Annotated in this window: 21 protein-coding genes and 2 tRNA genes; 13 read left to right on the top strand and 10 right to left on the bottom strand. The window is 66.2% G+C overall.

Annotated elements, in window-relative coordinates:
- Positions 1-19 precede the first annotated feature (19 nt).
- From modB to AAFN88_RS13890, 5 genes are all read left to right on the top strand, one after another.
- Entirely contained in the window at positions 20-712 is a 693-nt protein-coding gene (gene modB, locus AAFN88_RS13910) for a molybdate ABC transporter permease subunit (RefSeq protein ID WP_347520926.1), read from the top strand.
- 14 nt (positions 713-726) lie between these two features.
- The gene (gene modC / locus AAFN88_RS13905; protein WP_347521675.1) at positions 727-1,851 is read left to right on the top strand and encodes a molybdenum ABC transporter ATP-binding protein; all 1,125 of its coding nucleotides are present in this window, start codon (positions 727-729) and stop codon (positions 1,849-1,851) included.
- 99 nt (positions 1,852-1,950) lie between these two features.
- Positions 1,951-2,199, top strand: a complete 249-nt coding sequence (locus tag AAFN88_RS13900) for a hypothetical protein (protein WP_347520925.1) — start codon at positions 1,951-1,953, stop codon at positions 2,197-2,199.
- Positions 2,200-2,300: 101 nt separating this feature from the next.
- Positions 2,301-2,576 (top strand): hypothetical protein, encoded by a 276-nt coding sequence (locus AAFN88_RS13895; RefSeq protein ID WP_347520924.1) that lies wholly within the window; start codon positions 2,301-2,303, stop codon positions 2,574-2,576.
- 150 nt (positions 2,577-2,726) lie between these two features.
- Positions 2,727-2,867 (top strand): hypothetical protein, encoded by a 141-nt coding sequence (locus AAFN88_RS13890; protein WP_347520923.1) that lies wholly within the window; start codon positions 2,727-2,729, stop codon positions 2,865-2,867.
- Between the two features lie 21 nt (positions 2,868-2,888).
- On the opposite strand, the gene AAFN88_RS13885 is transcribed toward AAFN88_RS13890, so the two are convergent.
- From AAFN88_RS13885 to AAFN88_RS13845, 9 genes are all read right to left on the bottom strand, one after another.
- Complete coding sequence (locus AAFN88_RS13885) at positions 2,889-3,182, bottom strand: ferritin (protein ID WP_193370465.1); 294 nt, start codon at positions 3,180-3,182, stop codon at positions 2,889-2,891.
- A 145-nt stretch (positions 3,183-3,327) separates the two neighbouring features.
- On the bottom strand, positions 3,328-4,644 hold the full coding sequence (locus AAFN88_RS13880) for a DUF2254 domain-containing protein (protein WP_347520922.1): 1,317 nt from the start codon (positions 4,642-4,644) through the stop codon (positions 3,328-3,330).
- Positions 4,645-4,753: 109 nt separating this feature from the next.
- Positions 4,754-6,133 (bottom strand): aspartate aminotransferase family protein, encoded by a 1,380-nt coding sequence (locus AAFN88_RS13875; RefSeq protein WP_347520921.1) that lies wholly within the window; start codon positions 6,131-6,133, stop codon positions 4,754-4,756.
- Between the two features lie 13 nt (positions 6,134-6,146).
- Positions 6,147-7,667 carry an NAD-dependent succinate-semialdehyde dehydrogenase gene (locus tag AAFN88_RS13870; protein WP_347520918.1) on the bottom strand — a complete coding sequence of 507 codons (1,521 nt, stop codon included), beginning with the start codon at positions 7,665-7,667 and terminating at the stop codon, positions 6,147-6,149.
- A gap of 160 nt (positions 7,668-7,827) precedes the next feature.
- Positions 7,828-8,313 carry an Lrp/AsnC family transcriptional regulator gene (locus AAFN88_RS13865; RefSeq protein WP_347520916.1) on the bottom strand — a complete coding sequence of 162 codons (486 nt, stop codon included), beginning with the start codon at positions 8,311-8,313 and terminating at the stop codon, positions 7,828-7,830.
- A 120-nt stretch (positions 8,314-8,433) separates the two neighbouring features.
- Positions 8,434-8,510 (bottom strand) — tRNA-Arg (locus tag AAFN88_RS13860).
- A gap of 83 nt (positions 8,511-8,593) precedes the next feature.
- The gene (locus tag AAFN88_RS13855; RefSeq protein ID WP_347520915.1) at positions 8,594-8,899 is read right to left on the bottom strand and encodes an ETC complex I subunit; all 306 of its coding nucleotides are present in this window, start codon (positions 8,897-8,899) and stop codon (positions 8,594-8,596) included.
- Between the two features lie 146 nt (positions 8,900-9,045).
- On the bottom strand, positions 9,046-9,561 hold the full coding sequence (locus AAFN88_RS13850) for a VOC family protein (protein WP_347520913.1): 516 nt from the start codon (positions 9,559-9,561) through the stop codon (positions 9,046-9,048).
- A tRNA-Pro gene (locus AAFN88_RS13845) sits at positions 9,529-9,605 on the bottom strand. Before AAFN88_RS13845 ends, AAFN88_RS13850 begins: the two co-directional genes overlap by 33 nt.
- Positions 9,606-9,738: 133 nt before the next feature.
- Here AAFN88_RS13845 and AAFN88_RS13840 point away from each other — a divergent pair.
- Both AAFN88_RS13840 and AAFN88_RS13835 read left to right on the top strand, forming a co-directional pair.
- Positions 9,739-10,821, top strand: a complete 1,083-nt coding sequence (locus AAFN88_RS13840; RefSeq protein ID WP_347520911.1) for a glycosyltransferase — start codon at positions 9,739-9,741, stop codon at positions 10,819-10,821.
- The gene (locus tag AAFN88_RS13835; RefSeq protein ID WP_347520910.1) at positions 10,758-11,981 is read left to right on the top strand and encodes an O-antigen ligase family protein; all 1,224 of its coding nucleotides are present in this window, start codon (positions 10,758-10,760) and stop codon (positions 11,979-11,981) included. Before AAFN88_RS13840 ends, AAFN88_RS13835 begins: the two co-directional genes overlap by 64 nt.
- Here AAFN88_RS13835 and AAFN88_RS13830 read toward each other — a convergent pair.
- The gene (locus AAFN88_RS13830) at positions 11,976-12,740 is read right to left on the bottom strand and encodes a polyphosphate kinase (RefSeq protein WP_347520909.1); all 765 of its coding nucleotides are present in this window, start codon (positions 12,738-12,740) and stop codon (positions 11,976-11,978) included. The genes AAFN88_RS13835 and AAFN88_RS13830 overlap by 6 nt on opposite strands.
- Before the next feature lie 340 nt (positions 12,741-13,080).
- Here AAFN88_RS13830 and AAFN88_RS13825 point away from each other — a divergent pair, with 340 nt between their 5' ends.
- The 6 genes from AAFN88_RS13825 to AAFN88_RS13800 all read left to right on the top strand — a co-directional run bounded on the left by AAFN88_RS13825 (position 13,081) and on the right by AAFN88_RS13800 (position 20,654).
- Positions 13,081-15,132 (top strand): hypothetical protein, encoded by a 2,052-nt coding sequence (locus AAFN88_RS13825; protein WP_347520908.1) that lies wholly within the window; start codon positions 13,081-13,083, stop codon positions 15,130-15,132.
- Positions 15,133-15,142: 10 nt separating this feature from the next.
- Positions 15,143-16,366, top strand: coding sequence for a hypothetical protein (locus AAFN88_RS13820; protein WP_347520907.1), 1,224 nt, complete (start codon positions 15,143-15,145; stop codon positions 16,364-16,366).
- A gap of 148 nt (positions 16,367-16,514) precedes the next feature.
- Positions 16,515-17,723, top strand: coding sequence for a hypothetical protein (locus AAFN88_RS13815; protein ID WP_347520905.1), 1,209 nt, complete (start codon positions 16,515-16,517; stop codon positions 17,721-17,723).
- Between the two features lie 55 nt (positions 17,724-17,778).
- Positions 17,779-18,333 carry a sigma-70 family RNA polymerase sigma factor gene (locus tag AAFN88_RS13810; RefSeq protein WP_347520903.1) on the top strand — a complete coding sequence of 185 codons (555 nt, stop codon included), beginning with the start codon at positions 17,779-17,781 and terminating at the stop codon, positions 18,331-18,333.
- Positions 18,333-18,965 carry a hypothetical protein gene (locus tag AAFN88_RS13805; RefSeq protein ID WP_347520901.1) on the top strand — a complete coding sequence of 211 codons (633 nt, stop codon included), beginning with the start codon at positions 18,333-18,335 and terminating at the stop codon, positions 18,963-18,965. Before AAFN88_RS13810 ends, AAFN88_RS13805 begins: the two co-directional genes overlap by 1 nt.
- A gap of 6 nt (positions 18,966-18,971) precedes the next feature.
- On the top strand, positions 18,972-20,654 hold the full coding sequence (locus tag AAFN88_RS13800) for a S8 family serine peptidase (protein WP_347520900.1): 1,683 nt from the start codon (positions 18,972-18,974) through the stop codon (positions 20,652-20,654).
- The last annotated feature ends 117 nt before the right edge of the window (positions 20,655-20,771 follow it).

The raw sequence follows: 20,771 nt of genomic DNA, 5'->3' as shown, positions 1-20,771 counted from the left end.
GAGACCTGCAAGGGACGCGATGTTCGATCTGACCCCGCTGGAAATCGAAGCGCTGGGCCTCAGCCTGCGGGTCGCCCTGTGGAGCGTCTTCGTCAGCCTGCCCTTCGGGCTGGCCACGGCCTGGCTGCTGGCACGCTACGAGTTCTTCGGCAAGACGCTGCTGAACGGCGTTATCCATCTGCCGCTCGTCCTGCCGCCGGTGGTCGTGGGCTATCTGCTGCTGGTGCTGCTGGGGCGCCAGGGTCCCTTGGGCGCCTGGCTGTTCGCCACCTTCGGGATCAGTCTGCCGTTCACCTGGGAAGGCGCCGCCCTGGCCGCCGCCGTCATGGCCTTCCCGCTGATGGTGCGCGCCATGCGTCTGTCCATCGAATCAGTGGATCAGAGCCTGGAGACCGCGGCGCGTACCCTGGGCGCGTCGCGGACCAACGTCTTCGCCACCGTCACCCTGCCGCTGATCATGCCCGGCATCCTGGCCGGCGCGGTCCTGGCCTTCGCCCGCAGCCTGGGCGAATTCGGCGCCACCATCACCTTCGTCTCCAATATTCCCGGCGAGACCCGGACCCTGCCGCTGGCGCTCTACAGCCTGATCCAGACGCCCGGCGGCGAGGCCGGCGCCCTGCGCCTCGCCCTGCTTTCGGTGCTGCTGTCCCTGGCCGCCCTGGCGGCTTCCGAGGCCATCGCCCGGCGCCTGCGGGCCCGGATGAGCGACTGAGGAGGCGGCCCATGATGCTGGAAGTGGACATCGCACGGCGCCTGGGCTCCCTGTCCCTGGAGGCCAGTTTTCAGTGCGAGACCAACGGGATCACGGCGCTTTTCGGTCGCTCGGGTGCCGGCAAGACCACTCTGATCAACACGCTGGCGGGGCTGCTGCGCCCCGAGCGCGGCCGCATCGTGCTGCGGGGCCGGACCCTCTTCGATTCCCAAAAGGGCATCGATCTGCCGCCGGAAAAGCGCCGCTTGGGCTATGTCTTCCAGGAAGGCCGCCTGTTTCCCCACCTCTCGGTGCGCCACAACCTGCTCTACGGCTACAACCGCGCGCCGTCCGGGGAGCGTCCCATCGGCCTCGACCGCGTGGTCGGACTGCTGGGCATCGAGCACCTGCTGGAGCGCCGTCCGCGGGCCCTCTCCGGCGGCGAGAAGCAGCGGGTGGCCCTGGGCCGCGCCCTGCTGGCCAACCCGCGCCTGCTGCTGATGGACGAGCCGCTGGCCGCGCTCGACCAGCCGCGTAAGGAAGAGATCCTGCCCTTCATCGAGCAGTTGAAGAACGAACTGGACCTGCCGATCGTCTACGTCAGCCATTCGATGCAGGAGATCGTGCGCCTGGCCGACACGCTGGTGCTGATGTCGAACGGCCGCATCGAGGCGGTGGGACCGCTGGAGGAGTTGACCAACCGGCTGGACCTGCGCCCCTTGACCGGGCGCTACGAGGCCGGCGCGGTGCTGAGCACCACGGTCGCCGGCCAGGACCGGATGTTCGGTCTCACCGAGCTGCGCTTCGCCGGCGGGCGCCTGCGCGTGCCGCACCTGAACCTGCCGCTGGGCCAGAAGCTGCGTGTCCGGGTTCGCGCCCGCGACGTCTCGATTGCCCTCAGCCCTCCAGAAAATATAAGTATTCTCAATATTATACCTTGCACTATTGAGGCAATTGGTGAGGAAAAGAGTCCCCAGATCGACCTGCAGCTCGACGCCGGCGGCGCGCCCATCTGGGCGCGCATCACCGCCCGGTCGCGCACGGCGCTGGGGCTCAAGCCCGGCCTCCAGGTCTATGCGCTGATCAAGAGCGTCGCCATCGACCGCCAGAGCCTGGGCCGGCGCGACGCCGCCGACCGCTTCCTGAGCGAGGAAGACTGAGGGCGCGACAGTCGCAGGTGCCTGCTGTATGATGCCCGCGGCGGTGTGCAGGTGACCGCGAATTGTCACACTTTGGATGTCAGTGAGCGGGGTTTAATCATGAGCATGCATACGTTGAATGAACTCGCCATCTTTCGCGCCCGCCTGCTCCGCGACCACCATCATCTCGACCGCGGCACCATGGAGGATACGGTGAGTCAACTGGACGCGACGATCATCTCGCGCCCCGCCACCACGCCGGACGAAGGTATCGCCAAGCTGGAGCTGGCCCGCGACATGGCGGCGACCGACGGCCACACCGATCTGGTCAAGCTGATCGAAGGCGCCCTGATGGTGCTGCGCCACTAGGCTGGCCCGCAAAACGGAGTCCACAAGAGCACCCCGCTTGGCTTATGATCACCGCGGCCAACGCCTTTGACTCTGACTGGTAAGAAATCAACGTAGTCACTATGAAAAAGCACGATATCTTGATCGAACCTTGGCGCGGCAATCCGGGGCCGCGCAACCAGAAAGGCTCCGAGGGCTTTCGCTGGACCGTCTCCTACGAAAAGGACGGACGTTTCTATGCCCAGGGCTTTGCCGATTCCCATGCGGAGGCCCGCGCCGCCGCGGAATCCTATCTGAAGGAACAGGGCGTCGATCTCAATTGGCAGGCGGGTCCGAGTTCTTCGGCCAAGGTACTGCGCCCCCGCTCCCGTCCCGCCACCGCGCGAAACGCCCGCTAGCCGCACTCTCGCGTGATTTCCGGGCCCCGCACCGGCACGACCACCGCCGCCGGGGCCTTGCCGACGGCGTCCACCGATCCATTTCATGAACCATGAGCGTCCCATGCGATCTTGCAGGGGTGCCCGGTCTCAGAAAGGGAGCGGACTCCGATGCCCCGACCGTCCCTGGTGATTACCCTGATCGTCCTGACCGCTTTCCTGGCCGGCTGCCGGCCGCCGGCCTATCAGTCGGCACACCCGGACTCGCGCAACTCCGGCCCCTTCTGGGAGCGCGAGGAGCAGCGCGATTGAAACGCCCGGGCCGCAGGGTCCTCAGTGGTGGGAGATGTCCCCTTCCTTGAAGAGGAACTCCTTCAGGTGCTTGTCGAAGTCCGGGCTGTTACGGCGGATCCATTCCAGCACCATCGCGGCATGTTCCATCTCTTCGCGCATGTTGTGCAGGAGAATCTCCTTCAGCTCCGCGTCGTCGCAATCGTCCGCGCGCTGACGGTACCAATCGACCGCCTCCAGTTCCTCCATCAAGGAAACGATGGCTTGATGCAGATGGATGGTTTCCTTGCTCAACCGCTCACGCGGCGCATGCAGGCTGTCGCTGGAAGCTGCCATGGATGTCGTACCCTCTCTCCTGTTTGCTACCCATCACCGGCGTTACGGCAAAGCGGGCCCGCCGGACATTGACCATGGCATAGTGTGCCGGGGACGCCCGGGGACTGCAACGCACAGAAACGCCAATCGGCCATGATGGCAGGGCTTATCGCCGCCGCCCGGCGATGTGATCGCGCAGCTCTTGAACCTTTTCGCAGAAGGCCTTCTTGTCCCGCTCCAGGGTCAGGGCCGACAGGCCGAAGGCTTCGGCGCGCTGGGCTTCTTCCAGGACGACGTCCAGATGGTCCGGGGCCGCGCAGGCAGCCAAGTCGCAGAGCACCTGCATCACCGCCTCCATGACCTCGGCTTTCGCGGCCCCGTCACGGATCACCGGCCGCAGGGCACGCTCCAGCATGGCGCCGAAATCCGGGCACAGGAAGGTGACACGGCCGTCGGCGGTGCTGCACGCCGGATAGTCTGCGGCCGGCCGAGCGGCCGCCAGGGCCAGCAGGCTGCCGAGGTACTCGATCGCGGCCATGGCCGTCTGGGGGTCGTTGATGCCCGGCGAGAGGGCCCGGCAGGCGACCTCCGCCAGCAGCTCAAAGCCGAGGCGCGGATCGCCTGCGTGGCTGCGCTCGAAACCGATCACCACCGTCGCCCGCAGTGCCTTGCAAAGCTCGTCGTCGGCACGGCTGCCGCGTAGCATCATAAGGTTGCGGTGGTCGTGGACGAAGTCGCCCTCCTGCACGCAGAGGCAAATCGTCAGATCCTGCGCGCGGGCCAGGTCGTGCAGGCGCCGCGCATCGATGAGTTGCACGTAGCCGGTGGCCGTCGGGAAGACGGGATTCTCCTCCCCCGCCTTAGCCTCCGCGGACTCGGTCTTGCCTTCCTGCTGCCGGTCCAGATAAGTCTGCAGCACCGTCCGCGCCTGGCGATGAATGCGGTGGATCATGCGGTTGATCTTCAAGGTGTCGGCCACATGATGAATCCACTGCACCAGGTAGCGCAGTGCGTTCAGCACCAGGAAAAGCGCCCCGAAAAAGATCAGCGTGACGCCCGGCCCCGCTACCGCGCCGAAGCCGAAGAGCAGCAGCGCCGCCAGCGCGTAGGTAAAGGTAGCCAGGAAGGTGCCGAGAGCGTTTTGCGTCACCGGGTCGGCCATGATTTCGGGCACCGCGCGCGGCGAGGCCTGGCCGGCGGCGAGGCTCAGCACCAGCATCAGGACCGAAAGCGTCACCGTCGCCACGGTCAGCATGCTGCCAGCCATCAGCTTCAACAGTTCGGTGACTGTCTCCTGTTCCACTTCTGGCAGCCAGTCCAGGCTGTGCGGTGGCAGGAATCCGTCGACGGTGGCAACGAAGGCCGCGGCCAGCGCGGCGATGAGACAATAGGCGCTGGGGCGGAACCACAAGGCGGTACGCACCGCCCGGATCTCGTTCTTTACCCGCGGAATCAGTTGTTCGCCCGATCCGGTGCCGGTCATGACTTCCTCCCCAGCAGCGACAGCGGTGCGGGCCCGAGAACCCGCCTCCGCCATCCCTTAGCCGAAGTAATGCCCTGCCGAAAGGGTCCTTGTGGAGACGGCAGCAGGATCACGCGCCGGCGAAGACCTCCTCCATCGCCTCGCGCATGGCGCCGACGACGATGTCGGCCTCGTCCTGGCTAAGGCAGAGCGGCGGTGCGAAACCCAGGATATCGCCCTGCGGCATGGCGCGGGCGATGACGTCGCGCTTCAACAGGGCCGATGCCACCTTGGGGCCGACCTGACCCGCCGGTTCGAAGAACTTGCGCCTGTCCTTGTCCTCGACCAGCTCGACCGCGCAGAGCATGCCGTCGCCGCGCACCTCGCCGACACGGGGATGATTGCCCAGCGCCTTCTTCATGGCGCTGTTGAAGTAGCCGCCGACCTCGCGCGCGTTGGTCACGAGGTCCAACTCGTCGACCAGCTTCAGGTTGGCGACGCCGGCCGCCGCGCCGATGGGATGCGCCGAATAGGTCCAGCCGTGGCCGATGGCGCCGTTCTCGTCGGTACCCTGCTCCAGCACCTTCCAGACCTTGTCGCCGATGATGGAGGCCGACAGCGGCGCGTAGGCCGAGGTCAGACCCTTGGCCGAGGTGATGATGTCGGGGCGGATGCCGTAGTGGTCGGAGCCGAACATGGAGCCCAGCCGCCCGAAGCCGGTGACCACCTCGTCGGCGATCAGCAGGATGTCGTACTTGGCCAGCACCTCCTGGATCGCCGCCCAATAGCCCGCCGGCGGCGGCACCAGGCCGCCGGTGCCAAGCGCCGGCTCGCCGATGAAGGCGGCGACCGTGTCCGGCCCCTCGGCCTGGATCAGCTTGTCCAACTCGGCGGCGCAATGGGCGGAGAACTCCTCCTCGCTCATGGCGTCGTCCCGGCGGCGGTAATAGTAGGGCGCCTCGGTATGGACCACCTGGGCCAGCGGCAGGTCGAACTTCTTGTGGAACAGCTCCAGGCCGGTCAGCGAGCCGGTCATCAGGCCGGAGCCGTGATAGCCGCGCCAGCGCGAGATGATCTTCTTCTTCTCCGGCCGCCCGAGGATGTTGTTGTAGTACCAAACCAGCTTGATGTTGGTCTCGTTGGCATCCGACCCGGAGAGGCCGTAGTAGACCTTGCTCATCCCCTTGGGGGCACGGTCGATGATCATGCGCGACAAGGTGATCGAAGCCTCGGTGCCGTGGCCAACGTAGGCGTGGTAGTAGGCCAGTTCCTCGGCCTGCTTGGCGATGGCCTTGGCGATCTGCCGGCGGCCGTAGCCGACATTCACGCAGTAAAGCCCCGCGAAGGCGTCGAGCAGCTTGTTGCCCTCGCGGTCGCGGATGTAAACGCCCTCACCGCCGGTGACGATACGCTGCGGCGCCTCGCCGCGCGCGAACTGCGCCAGGTGGGTCGAAGGGTGGAAAAAACACTCCCGGTCCCAAGTCTCCAGTTGATCGTTCTTCAACAACATCTTTCTTCTCCTCTCAGGACCAGTCGCGGCATACGTACTTCACATCGGAAAAGGCCTCAATACCGAGGCGCGAGCCTTCGCGCCCGAGGCCCGATTGCTTCATGCCGCCGAAGGGAATGGGCGCGCCCGTCACCTTGGTGCGGTTGACCGCCACCATGCCGAATTCCAGGGCGCGGCTCATGCGGTAGATGCGCGCCGGCTCCCTGGTGTGCAGGTAAGCCACCAGTCCGAAGTCGGTGGCGTTGGCGCGCGTGATGACCTCGGCCTCGCCGTCGAAAGGCGCCATGGCGGCCACCGGCCCGAACGTCTCCTCCGTCATGATCTTCGCGTCATCCGGCACGTCGGCCAGCACCGTCGGTTTGTAGAACAGCGGCCCCAGTTCGTGCCCCTCGCCGCCGCACAGCAGTCGCGCGCCCTTGGCCAGAGCGTCGGCCACGTGGTCCTCCTGCTTGGCGACGGCGGCGCTGTTCATCAACGGTCCGATGTCGGGATCGTCGAGGCCGAAGCCGAGGGTCAGCGCCTCGGTCCTCGCGGCAAAGCGGCGGCAGAACTCTTCGTAGACCGGCCGCTCGATGAAGAACCGATTTGCGCCCAGGCAGTCCTGGCCGGAAGTCGCGAACTTGGCGCCGATGGCTTCCTCGACCGCCTTGTCCAAGTCGGCATCGGCAAAAACGATGAAGGGCGCATGGCCGCCCAGTTCCAGGCTCAGCCGCTTGATGGAGGGCGCGGACTGTGCGTAAAGCAGCCGGCCGATCTCGGTGGAGCCGGTGAAGGACAGCGCCCTTACCCGCTTGTCCGACGTCCAGGCGCGGACGATGGGCGCCGGCTCGCCGACCACCACGTTGAAGACGCCCGGCGGAAAGCCGGCGCGCTGGCCCAGTTCGGCCAGCGCCAGGGCAGAGAGCGGCGTCTCCTTGGAGGGATGCACCACGACGGTGCAACCCACCGCCAGGGCCGCCGCGGCCTTGCGGGTGATCATGGCGTTGGGGAAGTTCCAGGGGGTGACCAGGGCGGCGACGCCGACCGGCTCGCGCCACAGCTCGACCTCCGCCGAGGGCAGATGCGAGGTCACGCTCATGATGTCCGGACGCTTGGCCTCCTCGGCGAAGTACTCAGCAAAAGAGGCGCCGTAGTCGATCTCGCCGCGCGCTTCGGAGATCGGCTTGCCCTGCTCCAGGGTCATGATGCGGGCGAGGTCTTCCTTGTGCGCCACCATCAGCTCATACCAGCGACGCAGACAGTCGCTGCGTTGCTGCGGCAACAGGGCGGCCCAAGCGGGGAAAGCCCGCTGCGCCGCGCCCACCGCGCGCCGCGCGCCGGCCTCGCCCAAGGCCGCCACCTCGGCGATGGCTGCGCCGTCGGCGGGGTTGGTGACCGCCAGCACGCTGGCCTCGGCGGCCTCGGCGGCCTCGGCGGCCTCGGCCCAGGCGCCGTCGACGTAGGAGCAGCCGGCCAACAGCCCCGGGTCCTCCAAGGCGAAGGCATCCTCGAAGACGGCATTGGACACGGCTCTGCTGCTCGGTGACTGCGGCACGGCGCTTTCTCCTGCAAATCGACGCGACTCTGCGGGGTGATTCGCCGGATCGTAGCGGGCGACTGGAGGAAAGTGGCTCGGAAGTGGCAGTGCCGCGCCGACGATTCAACGCCGCCAGGCCCGACCGGTCAAATAATCTTCGGCCCGGCGATTCGGACCTCTAGTCGTCGCCGTCGCCGCCGCGCAGCAGTTCCAGAGGCGGCGGCGAATCTTTCACCGGTTTGGTGACGACGAAGGTGAAGTAACGCTTCACGCCGATCTTGCTCTCCAGAACCTCGTCGATCAGGTCCTGATAGGCGGCGACATCACGGCAGACGATCTCGATGAAGTAGTCGACGCCGCCCCCGACGGCGACGCAGCGCACGACCTGCGGGATCTCGAGCATGGCATCCTCGAAGCGCTGGAAGTCGGCGGCCTGATGGCTCTCCAGCTCGATCTGGACCAGGAAGTGCGAAGTCGGGGCGATCTTCTCCAACGCCACCTCGGCGCGGTAGCCCTTGATGAAGCCGGCTTGGTCGAGACGCTTCAGGCGATCCCAACAGGCCGCGGGCGAGAGGCTGATCCGCGCCGCCAGCTCGGACTTGGTGATCCGCCCTTCCTCTTGCAGGATGGCGAGTATCTGCAGGTCGCGCTTATCGAGTTTCATAGGCTCCGGAAACGCCGCCGTTCAGACAACTCCATGTTTTTAAGCCAGCTTCAGGTTCCGGTCGATAGGAATCCGAAGAATCTTCGGCTGGGTGTCAACTGCGGTAAATATCGAGAAGATTGGTGCGCCCGGCAGGATTTGAACCTGCGACCCCATGCTTAGAAGGCACGTGCTCTATCCAACTGAGCTACGGGCGCTGGGAGGCTTGCTCCGGGTTTCTGGCGAACCGCGCGGCCCCCGGCAGCAAAGCTGCCCCGTTCAAGGATCGGCGCGGCGTCCCTCAATGGGTCCAGCGGCCCAGGCGGTCGTATCTGAAATTGTCCGCGTAAGCCTTTGGTTTCATTTTTCTTTCGTGCGGCCGCTCGACGCTGTACATGAGGCCTTCCTTCTGAGCGTAGGCGATCGCCTCCTCCAGCGTGTCGAAGCGCAGGCGCAATTGGGCGTGGGTGTCGGCCGAAGAGGTCCAGCCCATCAACGGCTCGACCTCGCGGGCGGCCTGGGGCTCGAACTCCATGACCCACTGCTTGGTGGCGGCCCGTCCCGACTGCATCGCGGTCTTCGGTGGCTGAAAGATGCGCACTTGCATGGTTGCCCCTACACCTTTTGAGGATCAACGTGCTGAAAATCAGCGTTTTTCTTCGGCCCGGTTCCAAGGTCCGGCGCCTCGTGATTCGCGCCGCATGATAGCCGCTGACCGGCCCCGCGCAACGACTTTGATGGCCTCAAAGCCCCTCACAACCGGGCCAGAGCCGGCTCCCCGGTCACTGCGGCGGCCTCGGCGGCGGCGAAGTCGACGTGAATGTGGTTGCCGTCGGGGTCGTGAAGATTGACCTGGATGATCCCAAAATCCGGGATCACCGCGATGCGGATATCCTGGCCACGCGCCCTCAACAGCGCCAGGAACTCCGCCAGACCCTCCGCCCTAAAGGCGAAGTGTTCCAGCCGCAGTTCCCCTTCAGGGGCCGGCTGGCGGGCCACCTCGATCATGTGCACCGCCGCCACATCACCGCAATACAGCCAAGCGCCTCCGAAACCGAAAGCCGGGCGCGGCCCCTCTGTCAGTCCCAGCACCTCCGTATAGAAGGCGCGCATGCCGTCCAGGCGGGCGGTGCGCAGGTTGACGTGATCGAGTTTGGCGAGCGCCATGAGGTCGGTTTCCGGCCGGTCGTGCGCCGAAACTCTATCGGCTCGCGGCAGTTCCGGGAAGATGAAGGGTGGTCGGGGCGAGAGGATTCGAACCTCCGACATCCTGCTCCCAAAGCAGGCACTCTACCAGGCTGAGCTACGCCCCGATGCGCGGAAAACCTAGGGTCTCGCCTCAGCTTTGGCAACGACAAAGCGCCCACCTCCAAGCCCTTTGCCCGAGCCCCCCAAGGCACTAGTATTGCTTGTATTCAAGAATTACAAGAAACCTTAGAGCACTTAATGTCCGACTACATTAACCGTAAAGTTCTCCTCGTCGGGAACGTCTTCGGCCGCGAGATGGGCAACGAGTACTACATGATCATGCCCAAGCTGCTGCATGGCTTCATACGCCTGGGCTGCAACCTGTATGTCTTCAACGACCGCGAAGTGGCGCGCGGCTCGACGCCCTTTCTCTCCACCGGTCCCGGCCGGCGCGCCGCGAACCGCAAACTGATCGAGACCGCCCGAAACTTCCGCCCCGACCTGCTGCTGATGGGCCATAGCGAGCCCATCGAAAACGCAACCCTGGAGACCCTGCGCCGCGAAAACCCCGCATTACGCATTGCCTTTCGCAACGTCGACACCCTGACCGACACCGCCAACCGGGCACGGCTCCTGCGCCGCGCCGACACCGTCGACGCCATTTTCGTAACCTCCGCCGCCCCCATCCACGGCGTGCCCTCCGACTGCCGCGCCAAGGTATATTTCATGCCGAACCCGGTGGACCCGGCGGTGGACACCGGCCGTGCCTTCGCCCGCAGCGACCAGGACTTCGACCTTTTCTTCGCCGTCGGCACCGGCGACGGCAGCGACGAGCGGGTTCGGTTCCTGCTGAAGGCGCTGCAGCGGCTGCCGCAACTGAAAGCCGACATCCGCGGCCTGCCCGGCAGCGCCCCACTGCGCGGCGCCGCCTTTTTGGAGGCCATGAACAATGCCCGTATGGGCTTCAGCATGAGCCGGCCGGACAACGTCTACCTCTACGCCTCGGACCGCATGAGCCAACTGCTGGGGAACGGCCTGCTGACCTTTGTCTCGCGCAGCACCGGGTTTCAGGATCTCTTTGCCGAGGACCAGATCGCCTTCTTCGGCGATTTGGAGGAACTGGTCGGCAAACTGGATTACTTCGCCCGCCACGACACCGAGCGCCGCCGCGTCGCCGAAGCCGGTTGGCGCGCGGCCCATTCCATGTTTGCCTCGCACCGCATCGCGAAGTACATCCTGGAGCGTAGTTTCGCCGAGCCTCTTTCCGAGTCCTATCCTTGGCCAACCGAGAACACGGAATCCACAGCGGATCCAATCCCGCAAGAAAGCTCTATCGCGTAGTCACGCGGATCGAGACGCTCTCGGCGGTCTATATCCTGCTGCTTTGTGCCGCCTTCGTGCTGGAAACGCGCGGGCACCGTAATCTCTTCTATCTCTTGGGCCTGCCGGTCTTCATCATCAATCTCTACGCTTTGAAAGCGCGGGGGCTGTGGCGATCCCACCTGGTGCGGCTGGCTGCGATCTATGTCGGTTATTTCCTGGCCGCCGGCTTTTTCGGCAGCGGCTTCGACTGGGATGAGATGGGCGACCTGTTGCGCGTGGCAGCGCTTCTCGCGGTCTTCTTCGCCATCACCGCGCTGCTGGCGGCCCGCGAGCCGCGCTTGGAATACCGCCTCTACTTCTGCCTCTCGCTGACCGCCGCGGCCAGCCTCTTGGCGCTCTTCGCCGGCGTCTTGAGCGGCCTGGTCACGCCGGGGCTGCGGCTGACCGCATTCGGACTGGCCTCGCACGAAGTCATCGGCGCGACGCTCTACGGCTTCGTAGCGTTGGTTTCGGTCTTCGTCCTGCTGCCGCGCGCCAGCGGCAGAGCTGAGCGCCTGCTGTGGCTGGGCATCGCCGTGCTCTGTGCGATTTTCATGGTCCTTTCCGGCAGCCGCGGCCCGCTTCTGTCATTGGCGGGGGCGCTGGCCATCGGCCTGGTTTCGGCCAACCGTCGAGTGGCGGCGGTGGCCATCGCCTTGGGGGCCGCGGTTCTCCTTGCCGCCGCACTGGCGGAGCTCCGGCCCGTCACAGCACTCTACGAAAGAACGCAGAGCGGGCATTTCGAGCTGTGGCGACAGGCGCTGGCGGCCATTGCCGAGCGTCCCTGGTTCGGTTACGGCAGTCTCACGGACATCATGTTCACCGGAAAATACGGGCCGCAGCGTTCGCCGCACAATCTGCTCCTCGCCAACCAGATCTACGGCGGTCTGCCGGCCACCCTGCTGCTGGCCGCGCTGCTCGGCTACGCCGTGTGGCTCGCCGTGCGGCACCTGCGCCGCGGCCAGGCGATCTATCTGGTCCTGCTGCTCTACGGGCTCGCCGCCTCGTTGTTCGATTCGCGCAGCCTGTTGCAGAATCTGGGGCGTGAGTGGATCACCCTCTGGCTGCCCATCGCCCTCCTGGCCGCCGGAGAACTGCGCGGCGGCAACGGTCCCGAAGCCGCAGACCCAGCGTCATAGACCGTCGGGCAGACTCCCGAACACGGCTCTTGCCAGAGCCTTGGCCTCTTCGTCCATGGGCCGGGGGCCGAGGTCGACGCCCTCTGCCAGGGTCTCCGCGATCAGGCTCAGGGCCTCGATCCGGGCATACTTCTTGTCGTTCGCCGCTATGACGTGCCAGGGCGCCCGCACGGTCGAGGTGCGCGCGATCATCTCCTCGACCGCCTTTTCGTAGTCGGGCCGGCGCTTGCGGTTGCGGAAGTCTTCGTAGGTCAGCTTCCAACGCTTCATGGGATCGGCGAGGCGTTGCTCGAAACGCTTGAGCTGCTCTTCCGGCGTGATGTGCAGGAACAGCTTGACGATCCGGGCGCCGTCATCGATCAGCATTCGTTCGAACTCGTTTATTTCCCGGTAGGCGCGGCGCCATTCCGACCTTGTCGCCAGGTTTTCCACGCGTTCGACCAACACCCGCCCGTACCAGGAGCGATCGAAGACGGAGATGGCGCCGCGGGGCGGCACTCTCTCCCAGAAGCGATAGAGGAAGTGGCGTTCCTTATCCACGTCACGAGGCGCGGCGATGGGCCAGACCTTGAAACCGCGGGGGTCCATGACCGCGCTCATCCGGCGGATCGTACCGCCCTTCCCGCCCGCATCCCAGCCCTCGAAAACGACGATCCCCCGGTCGCCGGTCGCCAGATAGGCCTGCTGGACCTGGCGCAGCCGGAGCTGCAGGTCTGTCAGCTTCTTCTGGTAGCGCTCCTTGCCGATGGACCTGCCCATCGGCACCTCCGAAAACCGGAACGCTCCCTTCCCCCGTGGTTCTTTCATCATCTCAGCACTCGCAACGCGGCCGCCCCCGGCAGCCCCAACCGGCCGGAAAGCTGGAATTTCCTTAGGTTAACCCATCATCTCCGCAGCCCAAAGACGCCACCGCCCCTCCGGGCCCGCAAGAAATTCGGTACTAGGGGTAAGCTCGCTCTTCCTTCGCGGGCACTTTCAGGATAATAGGATGCCCTTGACGTGGGAGAGTCGCCCTTAAATTCGTTCGCCGGGGGGTGGACCGAAAGGTAGGGCAATGCAGGAAAGCAAGCGTGGTGCGCAGGGCACCAGGCGTCCTTTAGTGCTATCCGGCCGCAGGACGGCCGGACGTTCTTATATCTGTTCCACCACCGGGCTGGCCACGATCCTCCTGGCCCTGTCCCTTTGCGGCAGCCCGCCGGCCGCGGCGCAGGGCGACTGGATTCCGGAACTTGAATCCCTGACCTCGGAAACCCGCGGGCGCAGCGACCCCATCGTTATCCTGCTGCCGGCAGACCTGGATCCCGCCGTCTACCGGAGCCTGGCGGTCGAGCTGGACGACCTCGACGTCACCGCCTTCGTCGCGCTCGAGGGTCCCCGCCTGGTGGTCACGCCGCCGGAACCGCTCTCCACCGGCAGCCACAGCTTGCGCCTTGTCGAGCGCAGCGGCGACGGCGCCATCCTGGAGCGCGGTTACTGGAGCCTCGAGATCCGCCATTCCGATCTGATCCGCGATCTCTCGCTGAATGCCGACCTGGCCGGCGAAGTGAACGCCCGGATCGCCGAGAACGGCGTCGACGTTCCTCCCCAGCACGTCACCGGCGAAAGTGCCGGCAACGTCGAGGCGGCGGCTGGCGACGACCACTGGCGCATCACCGCGCAGGGCAACTATCTCTATAACAGCCAGCTCGAACTGGGCATCGACGAGCGCAACCTCGACCTCGGCGAATTCAGGATCGACGGCGACTACGAGCGCGAGAGCTCTTTCGCCGGGTTCACGGTCGGCGATCATGACACCGGCATCGAAAACCTGATCATGTCGGGCTTCTACCGGCGCGGCGTCTCCTTGCGGGCGGGCCTCGCAGACGAACGCCTCACCGTCACCGGCTTCGTGCAGCGCACCGAGGCCATGGTCGGCACCAAGCACGTGCTGGGCATCAGCCACGACGAAGAGCGGGTCGAAGGCGTTTCGGTTTCGGTGCGGCCTGTCGAAGCCCTGAAGGACAACGTCGTCCTGACGGGAACCTACTACACCGGCGAGGGCGGCGACGGCGGCTTCGGCATCGGATCGGAGGAAGCCGTCAACGAAGGCGACGGCTGGTCCATCGCCGCCGACACGCTGTGGTTCGACGAGGCCCTGCGGCTGCGCGGCGAATATGCCCAGACGAGCTTCGATTTCGACGGCAAGGACCAAGGCTTTGACGCGGAAAACGCCGAGGCCTATTCGGTATTGGCCTCCCTTGAGCCGCTGCGCGGCGCCACCCTGGACGGCAGCGTCTTCACCTGGACGATCGGCGTGCAGCGCGACGAGGTAGATACCTTCTTCAGCAGCCTGGCCAACCCTTACCTCGAGCCCGACCGGGAGACGACGTCGGTCTTCTCGGATTTCCTTTGGGACGAGTTCTCGGCGCAGTTGCGGGTCGACCACCAAGTGAACAACGTCGACGACCTGGACTATCTGCCGACCGACCGGAACATCAACGTCTACTTCAACGGCAACTACACACCCTACGTCGAGCCGCTGGAAGACGGTTCCCTGCCATGGTACGGCCAACCCTTCTTCGGACTCTCCGCCTCGTTCTTCGAAATCGACCGCATCGACAGATCACAGGATTTCCCCGACGACGACGCCAACAACTCCACGCGCTCCCTTACCTTGAGCGCCGGTGCGAACTACGAAAGCTGGAACTGGAACCTGTCGCACACGATCTACTCCTTCGAGGATCACGTCGACTTGAGCAGCGACACGCGCAACAACAGCACGGCGCTCAGCGCCTACGTCATGGTCGACGACTGGCTGTCTCTCCAACCCAGTGTCCAATGGGACAACTTCGAGGATCTGGACACCGGCGACGACAATCAGAGCCTGCTGCTGAACTTGGGCGCAAATGTCACGGTGATTCCGGAAACCCTGGACGCCACCCTGTATTATTCTTTGAACCATCGGATGGGCGACGGCGACACACCCGACACCAACAGCCTGAATGGAGAGGTCGTGTGGACGCTGCGCCAGGCGGACGTCAACCGGCTGGGCGTGGCCCTGGCGCTGAGCGGGAACGTCCAGGACACCAACGACGACTTCGATAATCCGGAGAAAGACTTGCAATACCAGGCCTTTACATCCCTTCGTCTGTCGTTGCCCGTGGCCTATTGAGAGCGCTCCGATGAACCTTCGATTTCTCCCTCTCGCTCTCGCGTTCCTCGTCTCGGCAAGCGTGCTGCCGCTCGCGCCCGGCGCCTTCGCCGGCATCTTGAGCGTCGACACGACCCAGGCCCGCATCCCGATTTCCAGCGTCGGGCCCAGCACCGTGACCGTCACCTGGCAGGTGGTCCGCCTTGGCGGCTCCGCGCCTTCCAATCCCGGAACCGTCAGTTCGCCGAGCGGAGCCCTCATCGTCAACGGCACCGTCCTGGCGACCATCCACCGCCCGCTCTCCCGTTTTGCGCCGGGCCCGGCAGCCACCAACGAAAACCTGATCTTCACCGAGACCTTCACCGTGCCGCAAGGCGTGGCCTTCCGCGCCATCAAGTCCGGCGTGCCGATCGTCTACCAGCGGACCTTCACCGACAGCCTCGGGGTCACGCCTCCTCCCAGCTTGTCCGGCACCACGCTGCTGACGCCCTCCGGCCCTGGCTCGGTGCCCTTGAATGTCAGCCGCATGGAGTTGCGCTTCGATGACGACTCGCGCTTCAAGGTCTTGCCAAAGGACCGGCGCCTGCGCGCCGTCGCCCGGCTCAACACCTCGGGGTCCGGCCTGATCCGCGGACAGTGGGAAGTGGCCACCGCGGCGACGACCGCGGGCACGCCCGTCTTCCGCCCTCTGGCCCTGGTCCGTCAGCCGGTCGCCGGCAGCCGCCCGGTCACCATCACCAGCCCGCCGCTGCCCACTCGTTTCGAAGGCAACAACCTCGTGCGGCTCCGGCTGGACGAGCCCGACCCGCTGTTCGACGAGCCGCAGTTGCAGTACTACGTGACGCCCGAAAGCCCGCTGCCGCAGCGCCAAGACCCGCAGCCCATGCTGGTCACCTCACCCAGCCTCGGCACACCGCTGACTCTGACCACGCGCTTTGCCTGGCAGGGCTTGCCGGGGGCGCATCTCTACAAGCTGGAGATCTTCGGCGCGCCGCCGGGCCCTGGCGGCAACGTGGTGGCCAACGACGTGGTGACGGCGGTCCCGCTGGACCGCGCACCGGATACCGAGAGCCTGCGGGGGCTGCGGCCTCTCACCGGGATCGTGGTTCCCGCGGCCGTGACGGAGCTGCGCCTGCAAGGCCACACCCTGGCCCACCTGCCCAACGACCGCCGCTACCTATGGTCCGTCAGAGCCCTGGACGAGGAAGGCGCGGTCATCGGCAGGAGCCCGGCGCGCGAGATATACAAGCCTTGAGGGCGCCCGCCGCTCTTTGAACCACTCCCTCCGTCGCAACGACAAACGGGGAGCAAGAGCAACGGCGGCGGCCTGCCCGGAAGCCGTCCGTCGTCCTTGCACGAAAGCGTTCGAGAGCAAGGACAACCGTTAGCCAAGGAATGTGACCATGGGCGCCCGAAACCTCAGACTCCCCACCGTGCTGGCCGCCACGCTGGCCGCCATGACCATCGCGCTGCCGCAGGCGGAGGCGTATCTCAACGACGTTACCGCCACTCCGGCCAACGCGCGGATTGCAAGCATCGGACCGGCCGCGGTCACCGTGAACTGGAACGTGGAGCGAATCTCGCCCGACGTACCCAATCCGGGCATCGTTTCGTCATCCGCCGTCCAAGTGTTCATCGACGGCGTCGCCGCGGGCAACTTGCCCCGCAAGGTGTCCCAGAGCGCCAAGGGCGAGGTCTACTCGGAGGTTTTGCGTCTCCGGGAGACCGTCCAGATACCCCAGGCAATGGTCTATCGCGCCGTCAAGGAAGGCGCCTCGCTGACCCTGCGCCGCGTCTTTACGGACAGTGCCGACAACAGCACCGAGGACGGCCAGTTCGAAGTGGCGGCGACCGGCGAGGGCTCGGCCGCGCTCTCGGTTCAACGCCTGGAGCTCACCTTCGACGACCATACGCGCAGCCGCGTGCTGCCCAGGGGCAGCGAACTGCGCGTCGTCGCCGAACTCAACACCAGCGGCATCGGCCTGCTGCAGATGCAGTGGGAGGTGGCCACGGCCGCCTCCACCGCGGGCGCTCCGGCGTTCCATCCCCTCGCGCTGGTGCGCCAGGGCGTCGGCGTGGGAGGACGGACAGTGCTGACCAGCCCGCCGCTGCCGACCGGTGAGGAAGGCACCCACCTGGTGCGATTGAGGATGATCGACCCCGAGTTCGGCTTCGACGCGCCTACCCTGCAATACTACATAACGCCCAAGCGCAGCGCCCTGCCCGCGATGGCGCGACGCGATATCCTGCTGACCGGGCCGCGCCCTGGCGCGCCGCTCACCGCACAGACCCGTTTTTCCTGGAACGCCCTGCCCGGCGCCGATGCCTACCAGCTTTCCTTCTTCACCGCCCCGGCCGGCCCGGCGGAGCCGCTGGACCCGGCCCGTGACACCCAAGCGACGGCTGGGCAGATGACCGCCGGAACGGCGCTGGCGGGCGAACCCGCCGCGGCCGGCATCTTCGTGCCCGGCGGGCGGACTTCCGCGAGCCTGGAGGCCTTCACCCTGGCGCAATTGCCCGGCGGCAAGCGCTACCTCTGGATGGTCACCGCAATTGATGCTAATGGCGCTATTATCGGGACCAGTCCCGCGAGGGAGATTCATAAACCTTAGGCGTCCTGCGCCCTCACAAGGGGGCCGTGGCCGCCGCCAGCCACAGGGGCTACTCTTGACAGAAGACGATCGAGAGCTGCTGAGCCGAATGGCGAACGGCGACGAGTCGGCGATGGATGCCTTCTATCGCCTCTACGAGGGGCGGGTTTACCGTTTTATTCGTTCCAAATTGAACGATTCCTTCGATGCCTCCGACGTACTCAACGAGGTCATGTTCGAAGTCTGGCGCAGCGCCAGCCGCTTTGAAGGCCGATCCTCGGTGAGCACCTGGGTTCTAGGCATCGCTCACCACAAGGCGATCGACCGGATCCGGCGGCGCAAGCCAGGAGAGAGCGTGGAGCTGGATCCGGAGATTGCAGAGGACGAATCTCCCAACGCAGCAGAAACACTCTCCGCGGCCCAGGATGCGGAACAGGTGCGGCACTGTGTTGATCAACTCTCAGAGGCGCACCGCAGCGTGGTCCATCTGGCTTTCTTCGAAGACCTCCCCTACGGGCAGATCGCCGACATCGTCGGCTGCCCCGAGGGCACGGTGAAGACGAGGATGTTTCACGCGAAGAAGGCACTGATGAAGTGCCTTGCGGGGCTCAAAGAGATGGGATTGTCATAATGGCTGACAACGGAAAAAGAGACGAGAACCTGGACCTGCTGCTGCCCTGGTACGTCAACGGCACCCTGGAGGCTGGGGAACGCCGGGCGGTCGAGGCCTACCTGGAAGAAAGCGCCCAGGCGCGCGACGAGGTGGAACTGCTGCGCCAACTGCGCCAGCAGGTCAAGGATCAAGCCTTCGAGAACAGCCCGGGCGAGCTGGGCCTGCAACGCCTGAAGCGCGAGATCAAGCAGGACGCCGAACAGCAAAAGGGCAGCGCCGACAGGATGACCGGCAAGGTTCTGACCGTCGCCAGCTTCTGGCGGCCGCTGGCCATCGCCGCCTGCTTGGCCATCGTGGTCCAGGCCGGTGTCATGGTCGGCATGAACAGCGGCCTGATCCCGACCGGCGGCGACGTGACGACCGCCACGGGCGGCGCACCTGCCGTGATGCAGGTGACCTTCGCGCCCGATGCCACGGAGCAGGATATCCGCGAAGTGCTGCAGGCGGCCGGCGCTTCCATCGCCGACGGCCCGACGGCCCTGGGCATCTACAACCTGCGCCTCGTCGATCCCAAGGCCACCACGGTGGAGGAAGCCCTCGCCGCCCTGCGGGCCAACGGCACGGTCGTCACCTTCGCCGAAAGGAACTGACGCGCCATGGCCGCCGCACGCGCAGACCGGCTGACCCGCTTTCGCGGTAGCCTGCTCGGCGGCCTCGTGGCCGTGGCGCTGGCCGTTCTTCTGCCGGCCCAGAACCCGGCCAAGGCGCAGGCCGCGACGACGACCGCCCAGCCGGTCATCATGGGTATCGGCCTCACCGGTTGCGTCGACTTCGGCGACACGCTGAAAGTGCGCGGCCGCAACCTGGGCCGCGCCGCCGGCCGGCTGCTGGTGATCCGCGATCCCAACGTCAGTGTCGCACTCCCGGTTTCCTCCTGGAACAACCGGATGATCCACGCCACGGTACCGAAGAGTAAGACCCTGGAACGCGGCAAGTGGTACATCCTGGGAATTCAGGAAGCGCGCAGCGGCAAATGGCTGTCGGGCCAGGGGCGCCCGGTCCAGATCTGCGAAAGTGCGAACCGGCCCTCGATCGATAGGGGCACCTCCGCCCAGGTCGACCCCGGCCCCGGCCGCGACCCCGAACCGCGGCGGCCTACGCCACGCCGTCCGGCGGCAAGCTCGACCGCCACGCCGCAGGGTCCGCAGCCCGGCGCACCGGCACCGCCGCCTGGTCAATCTGCTGCGGCCGATCCCGACATCGTGCCCGACGAGGTACTGGCCATTACCGCATCGCTGGCCGACGCGACGGCCCTGGCCCAGCAGCTCACCACGCTCGGCTATGCAGTGCGCTCTCTGCAGGAGCTTCCGGCGCTGGGCTTCGCGCTGCTGCGCCTGGGAGTGCCCGGCGGCCAGGACGTGCCGGCGGCCCTCGATGCCCTGCGCCAGACCTTCCCGGCTACGCTTTTCGACGCCAACACGCTTTACGAGCCGGATGCCGCCTCGCAAGCCGGCGGCGCACCGCGGCACTACGCCAAGGCACTGATCGGCTGGCCCGGCGAGGAACGGACTTGCGAAACCTCCGTCGACGTCGGCCTGATCGATACCGCCATCGATACCGGCCATGAAGCGCTGACCGACCGCCAGGTTACGGCGCGAAGTTTCATCGCCGGCGGCGTACCGCCGGCGCCGCCCGACCATGGCACCGCCGTGGCCGCCATCATCGTCGGCGCGCCCGGCAGCAACTCAAGCGGACTGTTGCCCGCCGCCCGCCTTTTCGCGGCGGCGATTTTCTCGTTGCGGGACGACAACCGCATCGTCGGCACCACCGACGCCATCGCGCGCTCGGTCGACTGGCTCGGGCAACAGGGCGTGCGGGTGGTGAACCTCAGTCTGTCGGGCCCGGGCAACCAGGTCATGCGCCTCACCGTGGAGCGCGCCCACCAAAGCGGCATGATCCTGATCGCGGCGGCCGGCAACGAAGGCCCCAATGCGGCGCCGGTGTTCCCCGCCGGCTACGCGCCGGTGGTCGCGGTGACGGCGGTGGACGCGGCGCTGCAGCCCTATACCGAAGCCAACCGCGGCGACTACATCGACCTGGCGGCACCGGGCGTCGATGTCTGGAGCGCCCGCGGCGGCCGGGGCGGCCGCTACAACAGCGGCACCTCCTTCGCGGCCCCCTTCGTCGCCGCCGCAGCGGCCCTCTCCCTCGCCAAGGCGCCGGACGCCTCCCCTCAGACGATCCGCCAGGGCTTGCACCAGAGCGCCCGCGACCTCGGCACGCCGGGCCGCGACAGCACCTTCGGCTGGGGCCTGCTGCAACCCGCGGGCGGCTGCTGACCCTCCGCGCCGGGCGTCTCCACAGCCCTACTAGGTACCGTTCCTGGAACAGCTTGCGAGGCTCACTCGTGCGATCTTGGCGGTTCCACAAACCAGCAGGCCGAGGGAAAAGGGCGA

It is taken from the genome of Pelagibius sp. CAU 1746, from assembly GCF_039839785.1.
Taxonomy (GTDB): domain Bacteria; phylum Pseudomonadota; class Alphaproteobacteria; order Kiloniellales; family Kiloniellaceae; genus Pelagibius.
The sequence above is the reverse complement of the archived record's forward strand: the minus strand, read 5'-3'. Positions and strand labels throughout refer to the sequence as shown.